The organism is Bacteroides faecichinchillae JCM 17102 (assembly GCF_000614145.1).
GTDB classification, from domain to species: Bacteria; Bacteroidota; Bacteroidia; order Bacteroidales; family Bacteroidaceae; genus Bacteroides; species Bacteroides faecichinchillae.
This window is the reverse complement of sequence record NZ_BAKK01000056.1, coordinates 1-20,689: the sequence shown is the minus strand read 5'-3', so window position 1 is coordinate 20,689 and position 20,689 is coordinate 1. Positions and strand designations below refer to the sequence as shown.

Annotated in this window: 11 protein-coding genes, 1 tRNA gene and 1 pseudogene; 6 read left to right on the top strand and 7 right to left on the bottom strand. The window is 39.3% G+C overall.

The window, feature by feature from the left end:
• Window positions 1-4 precede the first annotated feature (4 nt).
• From JCM17102_RS28405 to JCM17102_RS18580, 4 genes and pseudogenes are all read left to right on the top strand, one after another.
• Window positions 5-2,583: pseudogene (locus JCM17102_RS28405) on the top strand (beta-mannosidase).
• An 11-nt stretch (window positions 2,584-2,594) separates the two neighbouring features.
• Window positions 2,595-3,827 carry a glycoside hydrolase family 88 protein gene (locus JCM17102_RS18590; RefSeq protein ID WP_025076257.1) on the top strand — a complete coding sequence of 411 codons (1,233 nt, stop codon included), beginning with the start codon at window positions 2,595-2,597 and terminating at the stop codon, window positions 3,825-3,827.
• Window positions 3,824-5,287, top strand: a complete 1,464-nt coding sequence (locus JCM17102_RS18585; protein WP_033887098.1) for a glycoside hydrolase family 28 protein — start codon at window positions 3,824-3,826, stop codon at window positions 5,285-5,287. Before JCM17102_RS18590 ends, JCM17102_RS18585 begins: the two co-directional genes overlap by 4 nt.
• Before the next feature lie 13 nt (window positions 5,288-5,300).
• Entirely contained in the window at window positions 5,301-7,361 is a 2,061-nt protein-coding gene (locus JCM17102_RS18580; RefSeq protein WP_025076255.1) for a polysaccharide lyase family 8 super-sandwich domain-containing protein, read from the top strand.
• A 230-nt stretch (window positions 7,362-7,591) separates the two neighbouring features.
• On the opposite strand, the gene JCM17102_RS18575 is transcribed toward JCM17102_RS18580, so the two are convergent.
• The 7 genes from JCM17102_RS18575 to sppA all read right to left on the bottom strand — a co-directional run bounded on the left by JCM17102_RS18575 (window position 7,592) and on the right by sppA (window position 16,490).
• Entirely contained in the window at window positions 7,592-9,406 is a 1,815-nt protein-coding gene (locus JCM17102_RS18575) for a FimB/Mfa2 family fimbrial subunit (RefSeq protein ID WP_025076254.1), read from the bottom strand.
• 12 nt (window positions 9,407-9,418) lie between these two features.
• The gene (locus tag JCM17102_RS18570; RefSeq protein ID WP_025076253.1) at window positions 9,419-11,305 is read right to left on the bottom strand and encodes an FISUMP domain-containing protein; all 1,887 of its coding nucleotides are present in this window, start codon (window positions 11,303-11,305) and stop codon (window positions 9,419-9,421) included.
• 229 nt (window positions 11,306-11,534) lie between these two features.
• Window positions 11,535-11,607: transfer RNA gene (locus JCM17102_RS18565), tRNA-Phe, on the bottom strand.
• Window positions 11,608-11,747: 140 nt separating this feature from the next.
• Window positions 11,748-12,782 carry a thiamine-phosphate kinase gene (thiL, locus tag JCM17102_RS18560; protein WP_025076252.1) on the bottom strand — a complete coding sequence of 345 codons (1,035 nt, stop codon included), beginning with the start codon at window positions 12,780-12,782 and terminating at the stop codon, window positions 11,748-11,750.
• 17 nt (window positions 12,783-12,799) lie between these two features.
• On the bottom strand, window positions 12,800-13,609 hold the full coding sequence (locus tag JCM17102_RS18555; protein WP_025076251.1) for a purine-nucleoside phosphorylase: 810 nt from the start codon (window positions 13,607-13,609) through the stop codon (window positions 12,800-12,802).
• Window positions 13,572-14,699 carry a tetraacyldisaccharide 4'-kinase gene (lpxK, locus tag JCM17102_RS18550; RefSeq protein WP_025076250.1) on the bottom strand — a complete coding sequence of 376 codons (1,128 nt, stop codon included), beginning with the start codon at window positions 14,697-14,699 and terminating at the stop codon, window positions 13,572-13,574. The genes JCM17102_RS18555 and lpxK overlap by 38 nt, the downstream gene beginning before the upstream one ends.
• A 12-nt stretch (window positions 14,700-14,711) precedes the next feature.
• Window positions 14,712-16,490 (bottom strand): signal peptide peptidase SppA, encoded by a 1,779-nt coding sequence (gene sppA, locus JCM17102_RS18545; RefSeq protein WP_025076249.1) that lies wholly within the window; start codon window positions 16,488-16,490, stop codon window positions 14,712-14,714.
• A 176-nt stretch (window positions 16,491-16,666) separates the two neighbouring features.
• Between sppA and JCM17102_RS18540 the strand changes: the two genes are divergently transcribed.
• Entirely contained in the window at window positions 16,667-17,935 is a 1,269-nt protein-coding gene (locus tag JCM17102_RS18540; protein ID WP_025076248.1) for a histidine-type phosphatase, read from the top strand.
• Window positions 17,936-17,953: 18 nt separating this feature from the next.
• Window positions 17,954-20,146 carry a GH92 family glycosyl hydrolase gene (locus tag JCM17102_RS18535; protein WP_025076247.1) on the top strand — a complete coding sequence of 731 codons (2,193 nt, stop codon included), beginning with the start codon at window positions 17,954-17,956 and terminating at the stop codon, window positions 20,144-20,146.
• The last annotated feature ends 543 nt before the right edge of the window (window positions 20,147-20,689 follow it).

Sequence of the window (20,689 nt, the reverse complement as noted above, 5' to 3'; positions counted from 1 at the left end):
AGGTATGAGGATAAATAAATATATAATTTTTTCACTTATGGTATTACAAGCAGTGGCAACTCAGGCAATCCCTTTAAGAAAATATCTTCATGAAGGATGGGAATTTCGACAGGTAAGAGGAGTAAATTGGTATCCTGCAACCGTTCCCGGGGGTGTTCATACTGATTTGATGGATAACCAACTGATTGATGATCCTTTTTTCCGTTTGAATGAACGTGGAATGCAATGGATTGATAAAGAAGATTGGATATATCGTACTTTATTTGACGTAGATCCGGCTATGATGTCCAAGAAAAACATTATTCTTGATTTTGAAGGATTGGATACGTATGCGGACGTAACGTTAAATGGCAAAAAGATACTTACTGCCGATAATATGTTTCGTGAATGGAGAGTGGATGTAAAAGAATTATTGAAGTCTCAGGGTAATCAATTGCAAATCTATTTCCATTCTCCGATAAAAATTGCAATGCCGAAATGGGAAGCTGTTCCGTTTCAATATCGTAGTTCGAACGATCAGTCTGAAAATGGTGGATTGTTTGACAGGAAGGTTGGAGTATTTGTACGTAAAGCTGGTTATCATTTCGGTTGGGATTGGGGACCTCGGTTGGTGACTTCCGGTATTTGGCGTTCAGTGGTTTTGGAAGCTTGGGAGGATGCACGTATTACTGATGTCTTCTATGAACAACAGGAAGTAACAAGTCGGGCTGCAACGGTTCATGCTACAGTAGAAATATATGCTGATAAAGATATGCAGGTAGTAGTGGCTATTGATAATTGTACGGACAATTATCAATTAGACCAAAAGGCTGTCACTGTGCAAAAAGGAGTAAATAAGGTTCCTTTGTCCTTTACTATCAAACAACCGAAATTATGGTGGACAAATGGGTTAGGGGAAGCCTTTTTATATTCTTTTTCTGTAGTGATTAATGCTGATGGACATGAGATTGACCGGTTGGATAGAAAAATCGGACTTCGTTCGTTGAAAGTAGTCACAAAGCCTGATGAACAGGGAGAAAGTTTTTATTTTGAATTGAATGGTCAGCCGATTTTTGCTAAAGGTGCAAATTATATTCCATGTGATAATTTCCTGACGCGGGTGACAGACTCTATTTATGATAAAACGATTCAGGATGCGGTAAAAGCAAATATGAATATGCTTCGTGTATGGGGAGGAGGTATCTATGAGAATGATATTTTCTATGACTTATGTGATAAATATGGTATTCTTGTGTGGCAGGATTTTATGTTTGCATGCAGTGTCTATCCTTCGGAAGGGGAGCTGTTAGAGAATATACGCCAAGAGGCGATTGATAATGTCCGCCGTTTGAGAAACCATAGTTGCATAGCATTGTGGTGTGGAAATAACGAATGTTGGATGCTTGGTTCAACTGGAATTGGAAACGCACTTATGACAAGCAAAATCCGGAATGGTCTAAAATTATTTGGAATCAATTTAAGGAGTTGTATTTTGTAACTTTACCGAAGGTGGTAGAAGAGTATCATCCGGGAGCCTGTTATCGGAAGTCGTCTCCTTATTCAGATGATGAAGGGACTCGGAATCATAAGGTCGGAGATATGCATTATTGGGAAGTTTGGCAAGGTTTAAAACCTCTTTCTCAGTTTATGAAAGAACGAAGCCGTTTTTTTAGTGAGTACGGTTTTCAATCGTTTCCGGATTTTGAATCGATTAAAAGATATGCCCCGAAACAGGAAGATTGGGAACTTACCTCGGAAGTAATGATGTCGCACCAGCGCGGAGGAGTATCAGCCAATAAACGTATTAATGATTTCTTACTAAAAGAATACAAAGCACCGAAAGATTTTCGTACTTTTGTTTACATGAGCCAGCTTTTGCAAGCAGATGCGATTAAGATGGCAATGGAGGCACACCGCAGAGATATGCCGTATTGCATGGGATCATTGGTGTGGCAGCATAATGATTGTTGGCCTGTGGCTTCCTGGTCGAGCCGAGACTATTATGGACGTTGGAAAGCACAACATTATTTCACCGTAAAGTCTTTTGATGATATCTTGATTTCTCCTGTAAAGGATGAAAGCAGATTGAAGATATATGCCGTTTCTGATCGTTTAAAGCGTACTTCGGGAGTATTGACTGTTAAAAGTATCCGGTTGGATGGGCAGATAATAGAAGAGAAACAACAAAAAATTAATGTACAGGCTAATACCAGTAAGGTAGTTTGGGAAGCAGATCTGGCTACTTTATTAGGTAATACAGAGGAGGGAAATGCAGTTGTTTATATGACTTATCAGGATAAGTTAGGCAAGAAATACACAAATATTTATTTTCCGGCAAAACAGCAACAGATGTGTTATCCGAAGGTTGTTTTCTCTACTAATATAGTTCCTATGGAGGGTGGCTATGAAGTAACATTGCGTTCCGATGTTTTTGCCAGAGGGGTTTATTTGACTATAGAAGGGGATACGGATCATTTTATTTCAGACAACTATTTTGATTTAATGCCTCAGGAAGATGTCAAGCTGAAAGTTTATACAAAGTTGAGCTTGTCTGAATTTGAACAGAATTTGAAAGTAGCTTCTTTCTCGGATATGTATAATTAGAAATGATGATTATGTGTAGGAATATTTTAATATTTATATTTTCTCTCTTTTGTATTTCGTGTGCAAAAGCAGAAACTCTTTATACAAAGCAGAATTTACCGATAAAGCCGAAAGGTAAAGTAAATGTAGAGTTGGCATTGAAGAATGCTGTACATCAATATCTCTATATGAGGGATGAATTGAGTGGGGCGGCCGCTTTTCCAAAGACTTATGACGCCAATAAAAAACTGTTGGAAACTAGTGATTCCGAATGGTGGTGTAGTGGTTTTTATTCCGGAACATTATTTTATCTTTATGAGGCAACCGGTAATGATGATTTGTATCAAGAGGGTGTTCGGATGTTGAAATTGCTGGAGTCTGAACAATATAATTCAGATACCCATGATGTTGGTTTTATGATGTATTGTAGTTTTGGGAATGCAAATCGTATTGCTCCTCAACCGAATTATAAAGATATCCTGGTGAATAGCGCCCGTTCACTGATGACACGTTTTAGTCCGATTGTCGGATGTATTAAATCTCATAATCGTAAACCGAATGATTATATTGTAATTATAGACAATATAATGAATCTGGAATTATTGTTTTGGGCGGCTGAAACGACTGGAGATTTGTCATTTTATGACGTAGCTGTGAAACATGCAGATACTACTATCAAAAATCATTTCCGACCGGATAACAGTCTCTATCATGGATTGAATTATGATCCCAAAACGGGGAAAATCAAACAATACCAGGCTGGACAAGGAGCTTCCAATAAGTCAGCTTGGGCGCGTGGACAGGCATGGGGACTTTATGGCTTTACAATGATGTATCGCTTTACAAAAGATGAGAAATATCTGGAACAGGCAGTGAAAGTCGCTGATTTTATGCTGAATCATCCCAATATGCCAAAAGATTTGATTCCTTATTGGGATTTCAATGCTCCGAATATTCCTAAAGATCTGCGTGATGCGTCTGCGGCGGCAATAACTAGTTCCGGGTTACTTGAATTATGTTTATACGTGAAAGGAGAAAAGCAACAGATTTATTTGAATGCTGCCGAAAATATATTGAAGGTCCTTGCTTCACCAACATATACGGCTTCTGAGAATACGAATGGTGGATTTATTCTGAAACATTCGGTTGGTAATATGCCGGCTAAGAAAGAGATAGATGTTCCATTGAGCTATACAGATTATTATTATGTGGAGGCATTGTGTAGATATAAAGCGTTACAAGATGATAAAAAGAATGGATTATGAACAAAAGTAAAGTGAAAGGATTGTTGGTCATACTAGGGTTATTGCCTGTTATTCTAAGTGCAAAGACAATAGATATAACGAAATTTGGAGCTAAGGGAGATGGGAAAAAAGATAATACAGAGTTTTTGCAGAAAGCAATTGATGAGTGCTTCACAGAAGGGGGCGGTGTTGTATCTGTACCTTCTGGTATTTATTTGATTCGTCCGGTTGAACTGAAGTCAAATGTTAATTTACATCTGGAACAGGGAGCTTTATTGTTGGGAAGTACCCGTTTGGCGGATTATGATTCTGCATTTCCTATGGAGGGCGGTACCATGAATCAGTCGTCTGGTTTGATCTATGCTTGTGGTCAGGAGAATATTGCTGTTACAGGAACTGGTATTATCGATGGACAGGGAGGAAGTTCAACTTTTCAATTCGGTAATGACGCTGACGGAGGTCCTAAACGGCCTAAATTGATTTACTTTGTGGAATGTAAAACAATACAGGTAACTGATATTACTTTACGTAACTCGGCATATTGGGTACAACATTATGAAAAATGTGAGGATGTTGTTATTCGTGGTTTGAAAGTATTCAGCCATTGTAACTATAATAATGACGGATTGGATATTGATGCAAAGAATGCGGTTATATCTGACTGTTATATTGATGTGGAAGATGATGCCATTTGTTTTAAAAGTGATCATCCGGAACTTTGTGAGAATATTACAGTTACGAATTGCGTGACTGCCAGCAATTGCAATGCTATAAAATTTGGAACCTCTTCTTTAGGAGGATTCCGTAATATTTCGGTATCCAATTGTGTTGTCCGTCATGCTAAGGAAGATAATATTCGTCATTGGAGTAAACAGTTGAAACATATCACTGCGGATATAACGGTTATTTCAGGAATTGCCATTGAAATGGTAGACGGGGGCGTTATTGATGGAATAACAATTTCTAATATTTCCATGAGAGATGTACAGACCCCGATTTTTATTCGTCTGGGAGATCGGAGACGTACTTTCAGCAAACAGATCGGGTCATTGAAAAATATTAATATCAGTAACATTGTTTCTACTGCCGAGAGTTTGATCGCTTGTTCTATCACAGGAGTGAAAGAGGCTAAAGTGGAAAATGTGTCTATCAATAATGTACAGATTACCTACCCGGGAGGTGGAACAAGGGATATGATAACCCGAATTGTACCGGAAGTGGAGCAATCCTATCCGGAAAATAGAATGTTTGGTCATACACTACCTAGTGCCGGTTTTTATGTTCGCCATGCAAAAAACATCTATTTTAATAATGTGCGTTTTTCTAGTCTTGTTTCTGATGAACGTCCTTTGTTTTTCTTTGATGATGTGGTAGGAGTCGAATTGAACCAATGTAAAGGTATGAAGCCGACGGATGCGAAATTTATTCGTACCGTAAATAGTTCCGGTATCTCGGCAGATGGAAAATGGTTGAATCAGTGAACCTATTATTGAAATGAGAAGATTAATTCTGTTTGTTCCGATTATACTTTTTTGCGCTAGTCTGAGGGGATCAGAAGTTCAGAAAGAAATAGATAAATTGACTTTCAGGCTGGTGGAGAAACAGTTGGAGGTGAAAGTTGATAAAAAGGCAATTGCGCGTTACCTGGATATGATGCAGCCGGATGGTAGTTTTATTGGAATTGATTATGTAACAGTTACAAATAACTTTAGAGCCGGTCCGCATCTTAAGTATCTTAAAGCTATGGCTGTAGCTTACCGAAAGAAGGGTAGTGGATATACCGGTTCTAAAGAATTATACCGTAAGCTTGTATCCGGACTTGATTATTGGTTGAAAATGCGTCCTGTTTCTAAAAACTGGTGGTTCAATGATATAGGGGCTCCACAAGATTATATGGTTCCATTGATTTTATTGAAAGATGAAATGAGTAAGGATAAGCTTTTGTATTATTCTTCCTATTTAGAAGATAAAACAGGGAATAAAGCGCATCGGGGAAAGAACCGTACATGGGTATCAAATATAACTATTCACAAAGGTTGCATTGAAGATGACATTGAATTAATTCGCATAGGATTTCATTCTATTGCATCCACAATCCGGATTGTCTCCCGTCAAGGTGACGAAGGAATAAAAATTGATGGCAGCTTTCACCAACACCGTCCGCAATTATACTCAGGAGGCTATGGAATGTCTTATGTCAATGATTTGGCTGATTTCTTTTTATTGGCTAGAGGGACTTCTTTTGAAGAGCTTTTTAATGTTGATAAATTGAAGATTGTTAGAGAATTGATGCTTAATGGAGAACGCCTTTTTGGTTATCGTGGTACGTTTGAACATGGTGCTAATGGGCGGGGAATCACTCGTAAGAATGGGATATTTAATATCTTTGCCAGTACTTTGGATAAGATGGCACTGATAGATCCGTCATATACCAAAGAATATCAGTTGTGGAAAAAGCATTTGAAAGGCAGTCCTTTTCCCGTTCCGGGGAATAAGTTTTTCTGGAAATCGGATATTATGGTTCAGCATGGGAAGAATTATTATCTTTCGGCTAAGGTCGTTTCCAAGCGGACAAACGGTACGGAAATGCTTAATGATGAGAATCTTAAAGGATATAATTTACCTTTGGGAGCAACTCAAATTCTTACTTCCGGTGAGGAATATAAGAATATATATCCTTTGTGGAATTGGTGTATGCTTCCGGGTACAACGGCTATACAGCAAGCAGATTCTGCTATACTAAGAGGATATTTGTTTGGAACCAATGAATTTGCGGGTGGAGTCAGTAACGGGAAGAATGGAGTGATTGCTTATGAACATGATTATCGGGGGGTGAAGGCTAAGAAGGCTTATTTTTTCATGAATGATGTGGTACTTTGTTTAGGAGCCGGTATTGAATCTTCAGCACCTGAAGAGGTTTTTACTACGGTCAATCAGTGTTTTTTCACAGGTAGTATGACGGTGAATGATGGTAGTAAGGAGTGGAAATATAAAAGTGGACAGGAGATGAATAATCCTAAATGGGTTTATCATGACCGGATCGGTTATTTGTTTTTGGATGAGACGAAACGGAATGTGTGTAGCCGGATACAGACAGGAGCTTGGAAAGAAGTCAATCTCTCAGCTAGTTCAGAAAGATTATCAGGGGATATTTTCAATTTATGGGTTGATCATGGAACTAAAGTTAGCGACGGGCATTATGGATATATGCTTGTTCCTGATTGTACATTGAAGAACTTCCGTTCTTTTGTGAAGAACCATACGTATGAGATTGTTTCGAATACTCGCTTCATACAAACTGTAAAATTGAAAAAGGAACAAATTTATGCGGTTGTATTTTATACGCCGGGAACGGTTGTACTGGATGATGGGATAACGCTTTGTGCTGATAAGAAAGCAGTCGTATATATTGAAAAGCAAGGTGAAGAATTTAAAGTATGGGCTGCTGATCCATTGTATAGTCAGAAGGAAGTGACACTCACATTAAACGGTAAAGATATATTGCTAACTTTTCCAGCGGGTAATTATGTTGGAAATACGGCGTCAAGGTACTGATTGGGAAAATCACGTATTGTGAAAAAGATCATTCTTGACGGCGTGAGGATATGAAAAAAGTTCGATTTCTTAGATAAGTAGTACGGGATAAGATTTCAGAGGATTTAAAAAAATAGTATAAATGTATAGTGTATATATGAAGAGAACGTCTTTAGGTAATACTAAAGACGTTCTTGGTTTATCTGTTCAAATTGAACGATTTTATTAAGGTAGTAGATATACCATCAAGTCTACATTGGTAATTGTGCTATTATTTCTTTTGAACATACAGGTAATTTACCTTCTTTACCCATATTTACAAAAACTGTAGCACATAATACAGTCCATTGGTCGCCATAAGTCATTGTACTATTATGATTATAGCCTAGACAATGTCCATATTCGTGAAACATGGCTTGACGCGGATAATTGTGTGGGTGAGCATTGGGAGGAGTTGCATCAAAATAAACTCCGGTATAACAATAATTTGCCAATCCATACGTAGTACCACCACCAAGTCCACCAACACCAGAAACACACCCGAGCACAAGCCCGCCATGATTGCGGATTTTTTGACGCAAAACATCTAAATTGATCGGATTTCCACCATTATCTTTCAGTTTTCCTTCATAAGTGTTCATTTCCGTATTAAATTCTTCAGAAGAGAACATAAAGGCCATATTGATAGCTAGTGCTACTCCATGTCGGCACAACAGTGGATTCATGTGCCGCCAATATGCATGGCCGGCATCGGCCGAATAAGAAGAAAAACGTATAAACCAATGGCTGTCTATCTGTTCCATTTTTTTAATAAATGGGTCATCTGTTTGGATTACAAGAGTTACGTCATCATTAGAAAGTTCGGGTTGTGCAGGTACTACCACTTTCCGGCCATTACTTGTGGTGAATGTTCGTTCAGAGTCCACTACGGGCAAGGGAAACGAAGCTTCCATGAAAGGATATATCTGCTCGAAATGTGCCAATTTGAAAAATTCTGTACTGATTTTATTGAAACGACACATGACCGTTACATTCTGGATGCTGACAGGAGAAAAGAATTTAACTAGGAGCTTATGTTCATTTGAGATGGATAATTGCAACGGAGCATTTGCATAGAAAGAACGACGTTCACTGTTATAAAAAATCGCACGTGGCTCGTCGGCAAGAAACATGGTATCAGTTTGGAAACGTTCGAAATCTTCCTCACGTACATAAAGGAAACCTTCTTGATTTTCCGGGTGAAGATAGTCAATACTGATATGTGTTACTCGTCCGGCTTCAATTTTACAATTGGTAAAACGGTATTTACGCTCGAATAGTTTCCCGTCACTGCGTTCTGACTCGATGGTTACAAAGCCGGAAAGAGCATCCTTGCTCGGCAGCGAATAGAATGAACATTTCTCAGTGATGTCATAGGAGACAACTTCCTTCCCTCCAATATATTGTCCATCTGCATTTAAAGTGGTATATATTCCTTCAGTATCATCGAACGTAACATCAATTTTACGGATAAATCTCCACATATATTCGGATGACAGTTTCAAATCGATATCCACTCTTCCTACACAACGCTCCAAAGTTACCAGTTCTGATACTCCATTTTGCTCTCTGTCGATATGGAGTTCTATTTTCTTGTAAAAGTAAAGAGCATCCAAAGGCATTTTTTCTGTTGAGCTCATCAACCAATCATCGGATAAGAGTGTGGGGGTATTAACTGTCTCCGTTGCATTTTCTTCCGTACTGGTAGTGGCAAGGAATACGAGAGTATAGTCACCCTGTTCCAATCCTTCGATGGTTAGTTTTGAGAAGTCGTTCTCCAATTTCTGATATAAGGGTTTTATGATCTTTCCTTCTTTGTCGGCAACGGCATACCACATATGGGTAATTCTTTCTGGTTCACTTCCGCGTGATTGTACTGCAAGAACATCATTTTTTTGTAAACCAAACAAGAACGTTACTTGTCCGGTACCGGGAGATACACGATCAACCTCCTGTTCGAAATCGCTCGAACAGGAAGCAAGTGTCAATACCCAAAGTAATAACATTGTGATTTGTGCAATCTTCATACTTAGTTTTCTTTATTTCTTTATGCAACGTACAGAGGCGAATGCTTCCATTTGTAATTGTTGCTTTTTAATATGAGTCGTCTCTTTTCCTTCAAAGGGCAACCAGTAAGCCCATGCATATCCACCTGGACAGCCGTTGCGCTCACTTGTCCATAAAACGGCCCTTTTTCCAAAATTAGGATTGTTGGATGTACTTTTATCTCCTTTCTGACCGGCTAAAGGAATTATTAGATAACGTTTAGTGTCTTCCGAAGTAAATTTCACATAGTGTTGAGTTCCCGTTACACCGGTTGGTGTTAATAATTTTCCTTCTCCTTCATGAAGCGTAGCGATAATTGTTTCTCCATTTCCAGCCTTATATGTTCCGGGAATTTCCTGTTCTGAGGGAAGTAGAGAATGTATTTCGGCAATAGTTGGTACTCGATATCCTTCTGGACATGGCATGTGAGTATCGTGTGTCCAAGGTGTATCTGCTGTTTGATTACCTAGATTGTTAGAAGGTCTATATCCTTGCCATGGTATGTACATATATAAACGTCCCGATTGGAACAAACCACCCACAGTGTTAATCCAACTTGTGCGGTACATGTCTTCAACTGTACTTCCATCCAATGGATAAATTTGGTCATCAAGGTCGCGACTACGTGCGTTGAATGCCATCCATACATTTCCACCGATTTCTACGGTTTCAATCTGCTTGTCGCTCGGAGCTACACGAATTTCCACATAGTCATATGTCCCCTGAAGTAAGGAATTCTTTAGGTGTACCAAGACTGTATAACCCAGACGTCCATTACCTTGTGCATCCACCGATACATTGAATGCTGACATGATACCTTCCTCTTCTTCCGATGTAGACATACTTCCTATTTTTGTCCCGTTACCGTCACCTTCCGTATAAGATATGTCGATACGAGTGTCGTTCATAAATGCTAATGTCATGTTATCTACACCTGTAGCAGGTACATCTAGAATATTATTTTCATAATCCACTTTTACTCCTTCTGGGATCTTTGAATGTGAAGCATTGATCAGGATACGGTTATTTGTATCGGGTTTTCCAATAATTGTTTCTCCTTCTTCCCATGGCTTGATTTTAAAACTTCCTTCTATTGTAGCGCCTACATTGAGTACCGTTAATTCGTATACTTTATTGCGTTTAACAACAGGTAATTCCACTTTCAGTCTGATGGGAATTTCGCCATATGTTCCACGTAGAATGATATGGACAGGGCGTGTGCTCTCAAAAAGGCGAAAAATTTCTTTTTGCTCACCGTTGAAGTCGGAAGCTAACTCTTTCCGATAGTTTACTGTTTTATTTGATGCCTGTTCGTTTTCAAGGAACAGAAAAGTTTCGGCTGGAGCATCTTCTACGATAATTTCTTTGATTTTCGTCTTACTGTCGGCTGTTGTATTTAGGTCGATGCGGGCTACACCATGTTTCATGACTACATCTACATTGGAACTTCCGCGTGTTACAACTCCACTTTCTAGTTCAACAACCGCAGTCATAAAGTTCGGTGCGGAATTGTCATGCAATCCTTCCCCAATGGCAGTATTAAGAAATTCTTCTTCAGTGGTAGCTTTTTCTTTAACTGGTATATCCAATCCTGTTAGGAAGTAGAGTCGTGATCCGCTTACCGCAGAGATTTCAGATTGTTCATTTTTTCCTGGATTCAACAAATCTGTTTTGTAAAGCCCTCCGTCACTGAACTGGAAAACAGATACATCCTTGAGTTCTTCAGAAGATTCCTCTCCTGACATCGTAATACCTTTTAATACAACTGAATAAGTTTGTTGAACAACTTCCCCTTCTGTTTGCTCATCGTTCGAGCAGGCGCCTGAAAGTAATGTTCCCAATAGAATGGGAATAATGGTTTTTCTGCTAGAATAATTCATGTTTTTATATATAATATTAAAATAATAGAAAACTATATTTGGTGCGTTTTCTGAAAGCGGCGACAAAAATACTACTTTTTACTTATTGACAAAACTAAATTAGCTATTGATTGTGATTTGCATTAATTAGTTGTACTGTAGAATCTGTGATAATTTGCATAATAGGGGGAATAAAACAAATTCCCCTTGAAATATACTTATTTCAAGGGGAAGGATATTAATTTTTTTGTGGTGCCACCAGGAATCGAACCGGGGACACAAGGATTTTCAGTCCTTTGCTCTACCAACTGAGCTATGGCACCTTTCTTGTTTGCGGTTGCAAAGGTAGTGAAACTTTTGGATTCTGCAAGGATTTTGGAAATAAAAAACACTGATAAAAAGTTAGTTCGCTTATTATCAGTGTTATATGAGAATAAATATTTTAGTTATTTACTACGACAATTTATTTTTCTTCTTTCAAAGGATTCCATCCTTGAGCTTTCAGCTCAAATTCTTGTCCGTCGCGGGTAATTAGTGCGCAACCAAGTTCTGGTTTCGTGATATGGCCGATAAGGCGGACACCTTCCATTTGTGATACCTTCTCGTGATCGGCAATAGGAACAGTGAAGAGAAGTTCGTAATCTTCGCCACCATTCATTGCGCAAGTTGTCAGGTTCATATTGAACTCTTCCGCCATGACAGCAGTCTGATAGTCAATAGGAATATGTTCCTCGTACACACGACAGCCGGTGTTGCTTTGCGTACAGATATGCATCAATTCCGAAGAAAGCCCGTCGGAAATATCCATCATAGATGTTGGTACAATGTTGGTGGCGGCTAATTTCTCGATAATGTCTTTGCGGGCTTCCGGTTTCAATTGGCGTTCCAAAAGATATTCTTTACCCGTAAAATCGGGTTGGATATCTTTCTCACCTTTTAGAACCGTTTTCTCACGTTCCAGTAATTGCAGTCCCATGTAGGCAGCACCCAAATCACCGCTTACACAAATTAAATCTGTCTCTTTGGCACCGTTGCGATAAACAACTTTATCTTTATCCGCTTCACCGATACAAGTAATGCTGATGGCAAGTCCTGTAAGAGAAGAACTGGTGTCTCCACCTATTACATCCACATGATATTGCTGACAAGCCAAGCGAATACCTGCATAAAGTTCTTCCATGTCTTCTACGCTGAAACGTTTAGACAGAGCAAGAGATACGGTAATTTGACGGGGCGTGCCGTTCATCGCATAAATATCAGAGAAATTGACGACTGCTGCCTTATATCCCAGATGTTTCAGAGGAACATAAGTGAGATCAAAGTGCACACCTTCCATCAATAAGTCCGTAGTCACCAGAATTTCCTTTTCCGAAGGATAGGAGAGGACGGCGGCGTCGTCGCCCACACCATATTTACTTGATTCGTTTTCCAGTTTGATACCCTCGGTCAGACGTTTGATTAATCCAAACTCTCCGAGAGTGGCTATTTCAGTTCTCATAAATATCCTTTAGCTTTTTATGCACGATTAATAAGTTCACGCATGATGGTAGTCATTTTCGGTTGTGCAGCATCAGCGGCTTTCTGAACCTCTTCGTGCGTTACTTCTACGATTTTTCCTTCCACTCCCAAGTCGGTAATTACAGAAATACCGAACACCTTGATTCCGCAATGATTGGCAACAATCACTTCGGGGACTGTAGACATACCTACCGCATCAGCACCAAGAATATGGAACAGCTTGTATTCGGACGGAGTCTCAAAAGTAGGACCTTGAGTACCTATATATACGCCATGCTGTACTTTAATTCCCTTTTCTTTAGCAATCTCGTTCGCTTTACGAATTAATTCTTTATCATAAGCCTCGCTCATATCTGGGAAACGGGGACCATACGGAATATTTTTACCACGTAACGGATGTTCGGGGAAATAATTGATATGATCGGTAATAATCATCAGATCTCCGATCTCAAAAGCGGCGTTTGTTCCACCGCTGGCGTTAGAAACAAACAGCGTCTTGATACCCAATTCACGCATTACACGTACCGGAAAAGTGACTTCCTTCATTGAATATCCTTCGTAATAGTGGAAACGACCTTGCATTGCCATAATATCCTTATTACCCAACTTACCGAAAATCAGCTTACCACTATGACCTTCGACCGTTGATACCGGAAAGTTAGGAATATCTGAATACTTTATTTCATACTTCTCGGTGATCTCGTTTGCTAAACTCCCAAGTCCGGTTCCCAAAATGATGGCAGTTTCAGGACTTGTGTGCATCTTCTCTTTAAGATAAGCTGCGGTTTCTTGTATTTTCTCTAACATAATTAATAATATGTTGGTTAAATTTATCTTGTTGATTTTGTAATATCTCAATTTCAATAGGCAAGGCATAGATGAACGGTTTCAGTCCTTCATTCACTGCAGGATGATGGAGTAGCCGGGTTGCATCCTTTTCTGTGGTAATGATAATCCGTTGCTCACTTTTCAGCTTTTTAAATCGTTCCTTGACGAGCTGTATATCCCGGTGACTGAAATCATGATGATCACCAAATGAGAGCAGATCAATATTCTGCGTAAACTCCTTTAATCTTTCAAGAATTGGGGTGGGGGAAGCAATGCCCGTTACCAGTAATATGTTTGCATCAGTCAATGAAGACAAAGGAACTTCTTTGTTGCTTGAATCTTTCGTTACCGAATCTGAATCATTTTGAGAGAAAACAGGTCGTAAATTTCCATAACGGAACGATGAAAAGAATAATTGCTGATATGGATACAGGTTTAACCGTTTAGTAATGATGTTGTAGTCAATCGGTTTAATATCTTGCGGACATTTAGTGACAATGACAATCTGAGCTCGGTTTTTTCCATTGATCGATTCCCGTAGCCGTCCCGCCGGGAGCAATGTATCGTCACAGAATAGACGATGATAGTCTGTCAGCAGAATACTTAATCCAGGTTTGACATAACGATGTTGGAAAGCGTCATCAAGTAGAATAACATCTACTGTTGGTTCTTTTAAATGAAGTAATTTTTCAATGCCATGACAGCGATTCTCATCAACAGCTAGTGTGACAGACGGGAATTTGGTATGCATCTGATAAGGCTCATCACCAATTGTCTTTACCGTACTTTGTGGAGTAGCAAGTACATAACCGCTCGTACGCCGTTTGTACCCTCTGCTGAGTATAGCTACCTGATAATTATCACGAAGCAGCTTTATCAGATACTCAGTATGAGGAGTTTTCCCTGTTCCGCCTACGGCCAGATTGCCGACGCAAATAACAGGGATATTAAAACTTTTCGACTGGAATACTCCCCAGTCAAACAGTTTATTTCTCATTGCTACCACTGACTTGTAAATCCACGAAACAGGGTAGAGCCATTTATGTATCTTGACAACGTGCTCGCTCATGTAAAATACAGTTTACTTAATGTTCAACTCAAACGGAATACGTGCCTGAAGCATGGACTTCTCTTTCAGATTTTTCAGCAGACCGAATTGTTGATAATATTCTCCTAAATTACTTTGCAATATTTGTGATTCCACATAATTCGTAGGCTTTACTCCGAATAGAGAAGACAGGAAGTCCAGTTTAGACGGGTAAGAAACAACCGTATAGTTTTCAATTCCTGCTTTATTAACTGCGATTTCCAATGCATCGTCAATACCTCCAAGTATGTCTACCAACCCGAGTTCTTGAGCAGTTTCACCTGTCCAGACACGTCCTTCGGCAATCTTCTCAATTGCTTCTTTCGTCATGTGACGTCCTTCGGCACAGCGGGCAATAAACGTATTATATCCTTGAGTTACCATCATTTGCATCAACGACTTCTCCTCTTCATTAAAAGGACGCATGATATTTCCGAAGTCAGCAAACTTGTTTGTTTTTACAACATCATAAGTCAGTCCAATTTTCTCAGTCAATCCTTTTACATTTGGAACCATACCGAAAATACCGATAGAACCGGTGAGTGTCGTTGGCTCTGCAACAATAGTATCGGCCACACAAGAAATGTAATAACCGCCGGAAGCAGCATAGTCACCCATAGAAACAATAACCGGTTTCTCCTCTTTCAACTCTTTTACAGCATGCCATATTTGTTCGGAGGCAAACGCACTGCCACCTGGAGAATTAACCCGTAAAACGACAGCTCTTACATCATTATCTTCCTTTAGTTTACGTAAATCCCGAATAACTTTCGGTCCGATAATACCTTCTTCTGATGCTACCGATCCGGATGTGTCGGTGATTTCTCCGGATGCATAATACACTGCAACGATATCATTGCTTATATCTTTGGGCGTATTTTCCCTGATATTCATCATTTCGCTCAAACTTAATGTAGGAAGATTATCGTCTTTATCAATACTTACTAGCTTTTTAAGATAGTTGCGTACATCATTCCGGTAGATCAAAGTATCAGCAAGTCCGCATTTTACACTTTCTTCGGCAGGATAGAACATAAGCATACGATCGGCATAAGCATTCAGACTATCAACGGGAAGTTGTCGGGAATCAGAAACTCCTGTAAGCACTTGTCCCCAGATAGAATTGATGAAAGCGGTTACCTGTTCACGATTGGCAGGGCTCATCTCCGTAGAAATAAACGGTTCAACTGCCGACTTATAAGTTCCTACCTTAAATATTTGCATATCTACTCCAATTTTTTGAAGCAAATCTTTATAGAAGAGTGGGGTGGAGGCAATGCCACGCCATTCGATCATTCCTTTTGGATTAAGCATTATTTTGTCTGCTACACTTGATAAGTAATAAAGTCCCTGTGTATAGTTATCACCATAAGCTATGATGAACTTTCCACTTTCTTTAAAGTCGAGTAGCGCATTGCGGATCTCTTGCAGAGATGCGTATGAAGTGGCTAAGGAACTGACTTGCAAATAGATTCCTTGGATATTATCATTCTCCTTTGCTTTTTGGATAGAAGTAAGAATATCATCCAGACCATATATATTGGTATCATTATCAAATAATTGAGATAACAGATCAATCGGATTTTCCTGTATACGTTCAACGAGCGTACCGTTTAAATCGAGCATCATCACAGAATTCTGTTTGACTGTAGTTTCAGTTTCAGAGGTGAATACGATACTGAATAACGTCACCATACCAATTATAAAGAATACAATGCCCGACAGAATTATGCCGGTCATGGTAGCAAGTGTAAATTTTAAGAAATCTTTCATTGTACTTATTGTTTTTGAGGCAACTAGCCTTTAAGCTAACAAAGATAAATAATTGAGTTGATATTTGTCTCATAAGTCACATGAAATTTTGCATTGTCATAAAGAAGAGATACTATTCCATTGGATAAAAAGAATCATTCTCGGAATAAAAAAGTATATTTGCAAATAAAAATATTATGAAAAGACTCACTTCCGTTATTTTGTTAATTCTGATTGTCTTGGTGGCGCAAGCGCAAACTGCTCGTGAAGAAATTAAAGCCAACCGACAACTTTCTGCAAATAATTATTATGCTTATCCTACGCCTACTGTTAAGCAGAAAGCAGCCCCTAAAGGATATGAACCCTTCTATATCAGTACTTATGCACGTCATGGCTCACGTTATCTGATCGATCCAAATGATTATCTCTTTCCAAAACAGGTGCTATTAAAAGCAGACTCTTTGAATAAACTTACTGCAAAAGGAAAAAGTACCCTGAATATTGTGCTGAAAATAGCAGAAATGGCAGATGGAAGATTAGGGGAGCTAACTGCGTTGGGAGCTCGCCAGCATAGAGGTATTGCAAAACGTATGTTTGCCAACTTCCCCCAGATCTTTGCCGATAGTACGGAGGTAGATGCGCGTTCTACTGTCGTGATTCGTTGTATCTTGTCCATGACTGCTGAATGCCTTCAGTTACAAGCTATGAATCCGAATCTTCGGATTAAAAATGATGCCAGCTATCATGATATGTTTTATATGAATCATAAGGATAAGAATCTGGATAAACTGGTTAAATCCGAAGAGGTCAAGAAAATCATTCATGATTTTGAGGTGAATCATGTACATCCGTCCCGTTTGATGAAGGTATTGTTTACCGATGAGGAATATGTAAGAAATAATGTAGATGCAGCACGACTGATGAGACGTTTGTTTGATATAGCTGCTAATATGCAAAGTCATGACACAGATATGGAGTTATATTCTTTGTTCAACGATGACGAATGCTATGATTTATGGAGCTGTAATAATGTGAATTGGTTCCTGAATTCCGGCTGTTCTCCTCTGACTCAGTGTCTGATGCCTTATCGGGAAGCAGAATTGTTGCGGAATATTCTGGATACTGCTGATGATGCCTTGAAAGATGGAAAACGAAGAGCTACCTTACGTTTCGGGCACGAATCTTGTGTACTTCCTTTTGTAGCCTTGCTGGAATTAAATCATTATGGACAATCTTATTTCGATATCGAAAAACTATCTGAGCAATGGCGAGCTTACGAAGTATTCCCAATGGCTTGCAATGTGCAATTTGTATTCTTTCATAAGAAAGGTAATGCAGACATTCTAGTGAAAGTCTTGTTGAATGAATGTGAAATGAAGTTACCGATGGAAAGTGATTTGGCTCCTTATTATCATTGGAAGGATGTTTCCGCTTATTATCGAACCAAATTAGCAAAGTATAATTAATTAAATATGATATTTTTCATGAAAAGAAATCTTTCTCTGATTATTGCTGCTTTGGCAGGTTTATTTTTCTATACCTCTTGTTCTCCGACAGATGATACGGAAACGAAAGATTATACTCAGTACGTAAATACCTTTATTGGCGCTGCTGATAACGGGCATACTTTCCCCGGGGCGTGTTATCCTTTCGGAATGATACAAACTAGTCCTGTCACAGGAGCTGTTGGATGGAGATATTGTTCGGAATATACTTATCAGGACTCGTTGATTTGGGGATTTACGCAAACTCATTTGAATGGAACGGGGTGTATGGATTTAGGCGATATTCTGGTAATGCCAGTGACAGGTAATCGTGTTCGTGCATGGGACACTTATCGTAGCCATTTTTTGAAAGATAAAGAGTCGGCAACTCCCGGATATTATACCGTAGAGCTTTCTGATTCTCAGGTTAAGGCAGAATTGACTGCTTCTGTCCATACAGCACTTCATCGTTATACCTATAATAAGGCTGATTCTGCATCTGTGTTGATTGATTTGCAGCATGGACCGGCTTGGAATGAAGATCAGTATCATTCACAAGTAAAAAAATGTGAAGTAAATTGGGAAGATGCTCAAACATTAACCGGACATGTAAACAATGCTGTATGGGTGAATCAGGATTATTTCTTCGTGATGAAATTTAGTCGTCCGGTCGTGGATACACTTTATCTGCCAATGAGAGAAACAGAAAAAGGTAAGCGCATCATTGCTACTTTCGATATGAAACCGGGAGATGAGTTACTGATGAAAGTGGCTCTTTCCACTACCAGTGTGGACGGCGCAAAGAAGAATCTTGAAGCCGAAATTCCCGCTTGGGACTTTGAAGGGGTGAGAACTGCCGCTCATAACGAATGGAATAATTATTTGAGCCGAATCGAAGTAGACGGAACGGATGATGAGAAAACAAACTTTTATACTTGTTTCTATCATGCTCTGATTCAACCAAACCAGATTTCGGATATAGACGGAATGTATCGGAATGCTGCTGATTCTGTGGTGAAGGCTGGTGCAGGTGCTTTTTATTCGACTTTTTCTCTATGGGATACGTATCGTGCTGCTCATCCTTTCTATACGTTGATTGTTCCTGAACGTGTAGATGGTTTTGTTAATTCATTGATAGAGCAGGGGGAAGTGCAAGGTTTCTTGCCTATCTGGGCATTGTGGGGCAAAGAAAATTATTGTATGATTGGTAATCATGGAGTTTCTGTTATTGCTGAGGCTTACCGCAAGGGGTTCCGTGGTTTTGATGCAGAACGAGCTTTCAATATTATAAAGAAGACACAAATGGAATCGCATCCATTAAAATCAAATTGGGAAAATTATACGAAGTACGGTTATTTCCCGACAGACCTGACAAAGGCTGAATCGGTATCTTCTACTTTGGAATCTGTATATGATGACTATGCTGCAGCTGATATGGCTCGCCGTATGGGAAAAGAAGAGGAGGCCGCATACTTTGCGAAACGTGCCGATTATTATAAAAACTTGTTTGATTCGGAAACGAAGTTTATGCGTCCCCGTAAGGCGGACGGTACATGGAAGTCTCCTTTCAATCCGAGTGATATCGGGCATGCCGAAAGTAGTGGTGGTGATTATACGGAAGGAAATGCCTGGCAATATACCTGGCATGTCCAGCACGATGTTCCGGGGTTGATTGCTCTCTTTGGTGGAGAAGCACCTTTCCTGAATAAATTGGATTCTGTGTTTACTGTGAAGTTGGAAACTACTCAGGCGGATGTAACAGGATTGATCGGACAATATGCACATGGCAATGAACCCAGCCATCATGTTACGTATTTGTATGCATTGGCAGGACGCCCGGAACGTACACAAGAGTTAATTCGTGAAATATTTGATACTCAGTATCGTAATCAACCGGACGGACTTTGTGGTAATGATGACTGTGGTCAGATGTCTGCTTGGTATATGTTCAGTGCAATGGGTTTTTATCCGGTAGACCCTGTGAGTGGGGAATATGTGTTTGGTGCTCCGCAGTTGCCGAAGATGGTTTTGTATTTAGCGGACGGAAAAAATTTCACCGTAATCGCAGAGAATTTATCAAAAGAACATAAGTATGTGGAGAGTGTGACATTGAATGGTGAGCCTTATACAAAGAAAACTATTTCTCACGAAGATATATTGAAAGGGGGAACGTTGGTGTATAAGATGAAGTAAAAGAATAATTGAGGAACTTGCTGAAAGACCGTATGCTTTTGTAAAGAGCTACGGTCTTTTTTGTGGAATAAATGAAATCAGCTGGAGTTTAAGAAAGCTTTGTTTATTCTACTCTCTCTTGGAGATTTTTTTTGATGTTTTACCGTCACTGTCACATGAGCGTCGATGGATCATTGATAATGAGCGTGTAATTGTGTGATGGAAATGTGTGATGGCACTGTGACGGCAAAATTACCGTCACCAAATCTATAACGGACCTGGCATTCACGAATGTTTTTCTAAAGTTTCGGGAAGTGTCATCAAGTCAGTTGTGGGTATGAATAGTCTATGTCTCAACTATTAATAGTCTACTTCTCAGCCATTAATATCCTATTAATCAACTATTAACAGCTTATATTTCAGGATTAATGTCATGAATATAAGTCATTTATAACAAAAAATACTAATAACATTCACGCTTTTGAAACTACGGTATTAGGTAACTTTCATTCCCACATCTATACCTTTTGATAGTTTCATTAAGTTACCCCTCATAGTTCCAAT

Coding starts and splice junctions, on each gene's coding strand:
- JCM17102_RS18590 (WP_025076257.1), top strand. CDS start 2,595: ATGTGTAGGAATATTTTAATATTTATATTTTCTCTCTTTTGTATTTCG.
- JCM17102_RS18585 (WP_033887098.1), top strand. CDS start 3,824: ATGAACAAAAGTAAAGTGAAAGGATTGTTGGTCATACTAGGGTTATTG.
- JCM17102_RS18580 (WP_025076255.1), top strand. CDS start 5,301: ATGAGAAGATTAATTCTGTTTGTTCCGATTATACTTTTTTGCGCTAGT.
- JCM17102_RS18575 (WP_025076254.1), bottom strand. CDS start 9,406: ATGAAGATTGCACAAATCACAATGTTATTACTTTGGGTATTGACACTT.
- JCM17102_RS18570 (WP_025076253.1), bottom strand. CDS start 11,305: ATGAATTATTCTAGCAGAAAAACCATTATTCCCATTCTATTGGGAACA.
- thiL (WP_025076252.1), bottom strand. CDS start 12,782: ATGAGAACTGAAATAGCCACTCTCGGAGAGTTTGGATTAATCAAACGT.
- JCM17102_RS18555 (WP_025076251.1), bottom strand. CDS start 13,609: ATGTTAGAGAAAATACAAGAAACCGCAGCTTATCTTAAAGAGAAGATG.
- lpxK (WP_025076250.1), bottom strand. CDS start 14,699: ATGAGCGAGCACGTTGTCAAGATACATAAATGGCTCTACCCTGTTTCG.
- sppA (WP_025076249.1), bottom strand. CDS start 16,490: ATGAAAGATTTCTTAAAATTTACACTTGCTACCATGACCGGCATAATT.
- JCM17102_RS18540 (WP_025076248.1), top strand. CDS start 16,667: ATGAAAAGACTCACTTCCGTTATTTTGTTAATTCTGATTGTCTTGGTG.
- JCM17102_RS18535 (WP_025076247.1), top strand. CDS start 17,954: ATGAAAAGAAATCTTTCTCTGATTATTGCTGCTTTGGCAGGTTTATTT.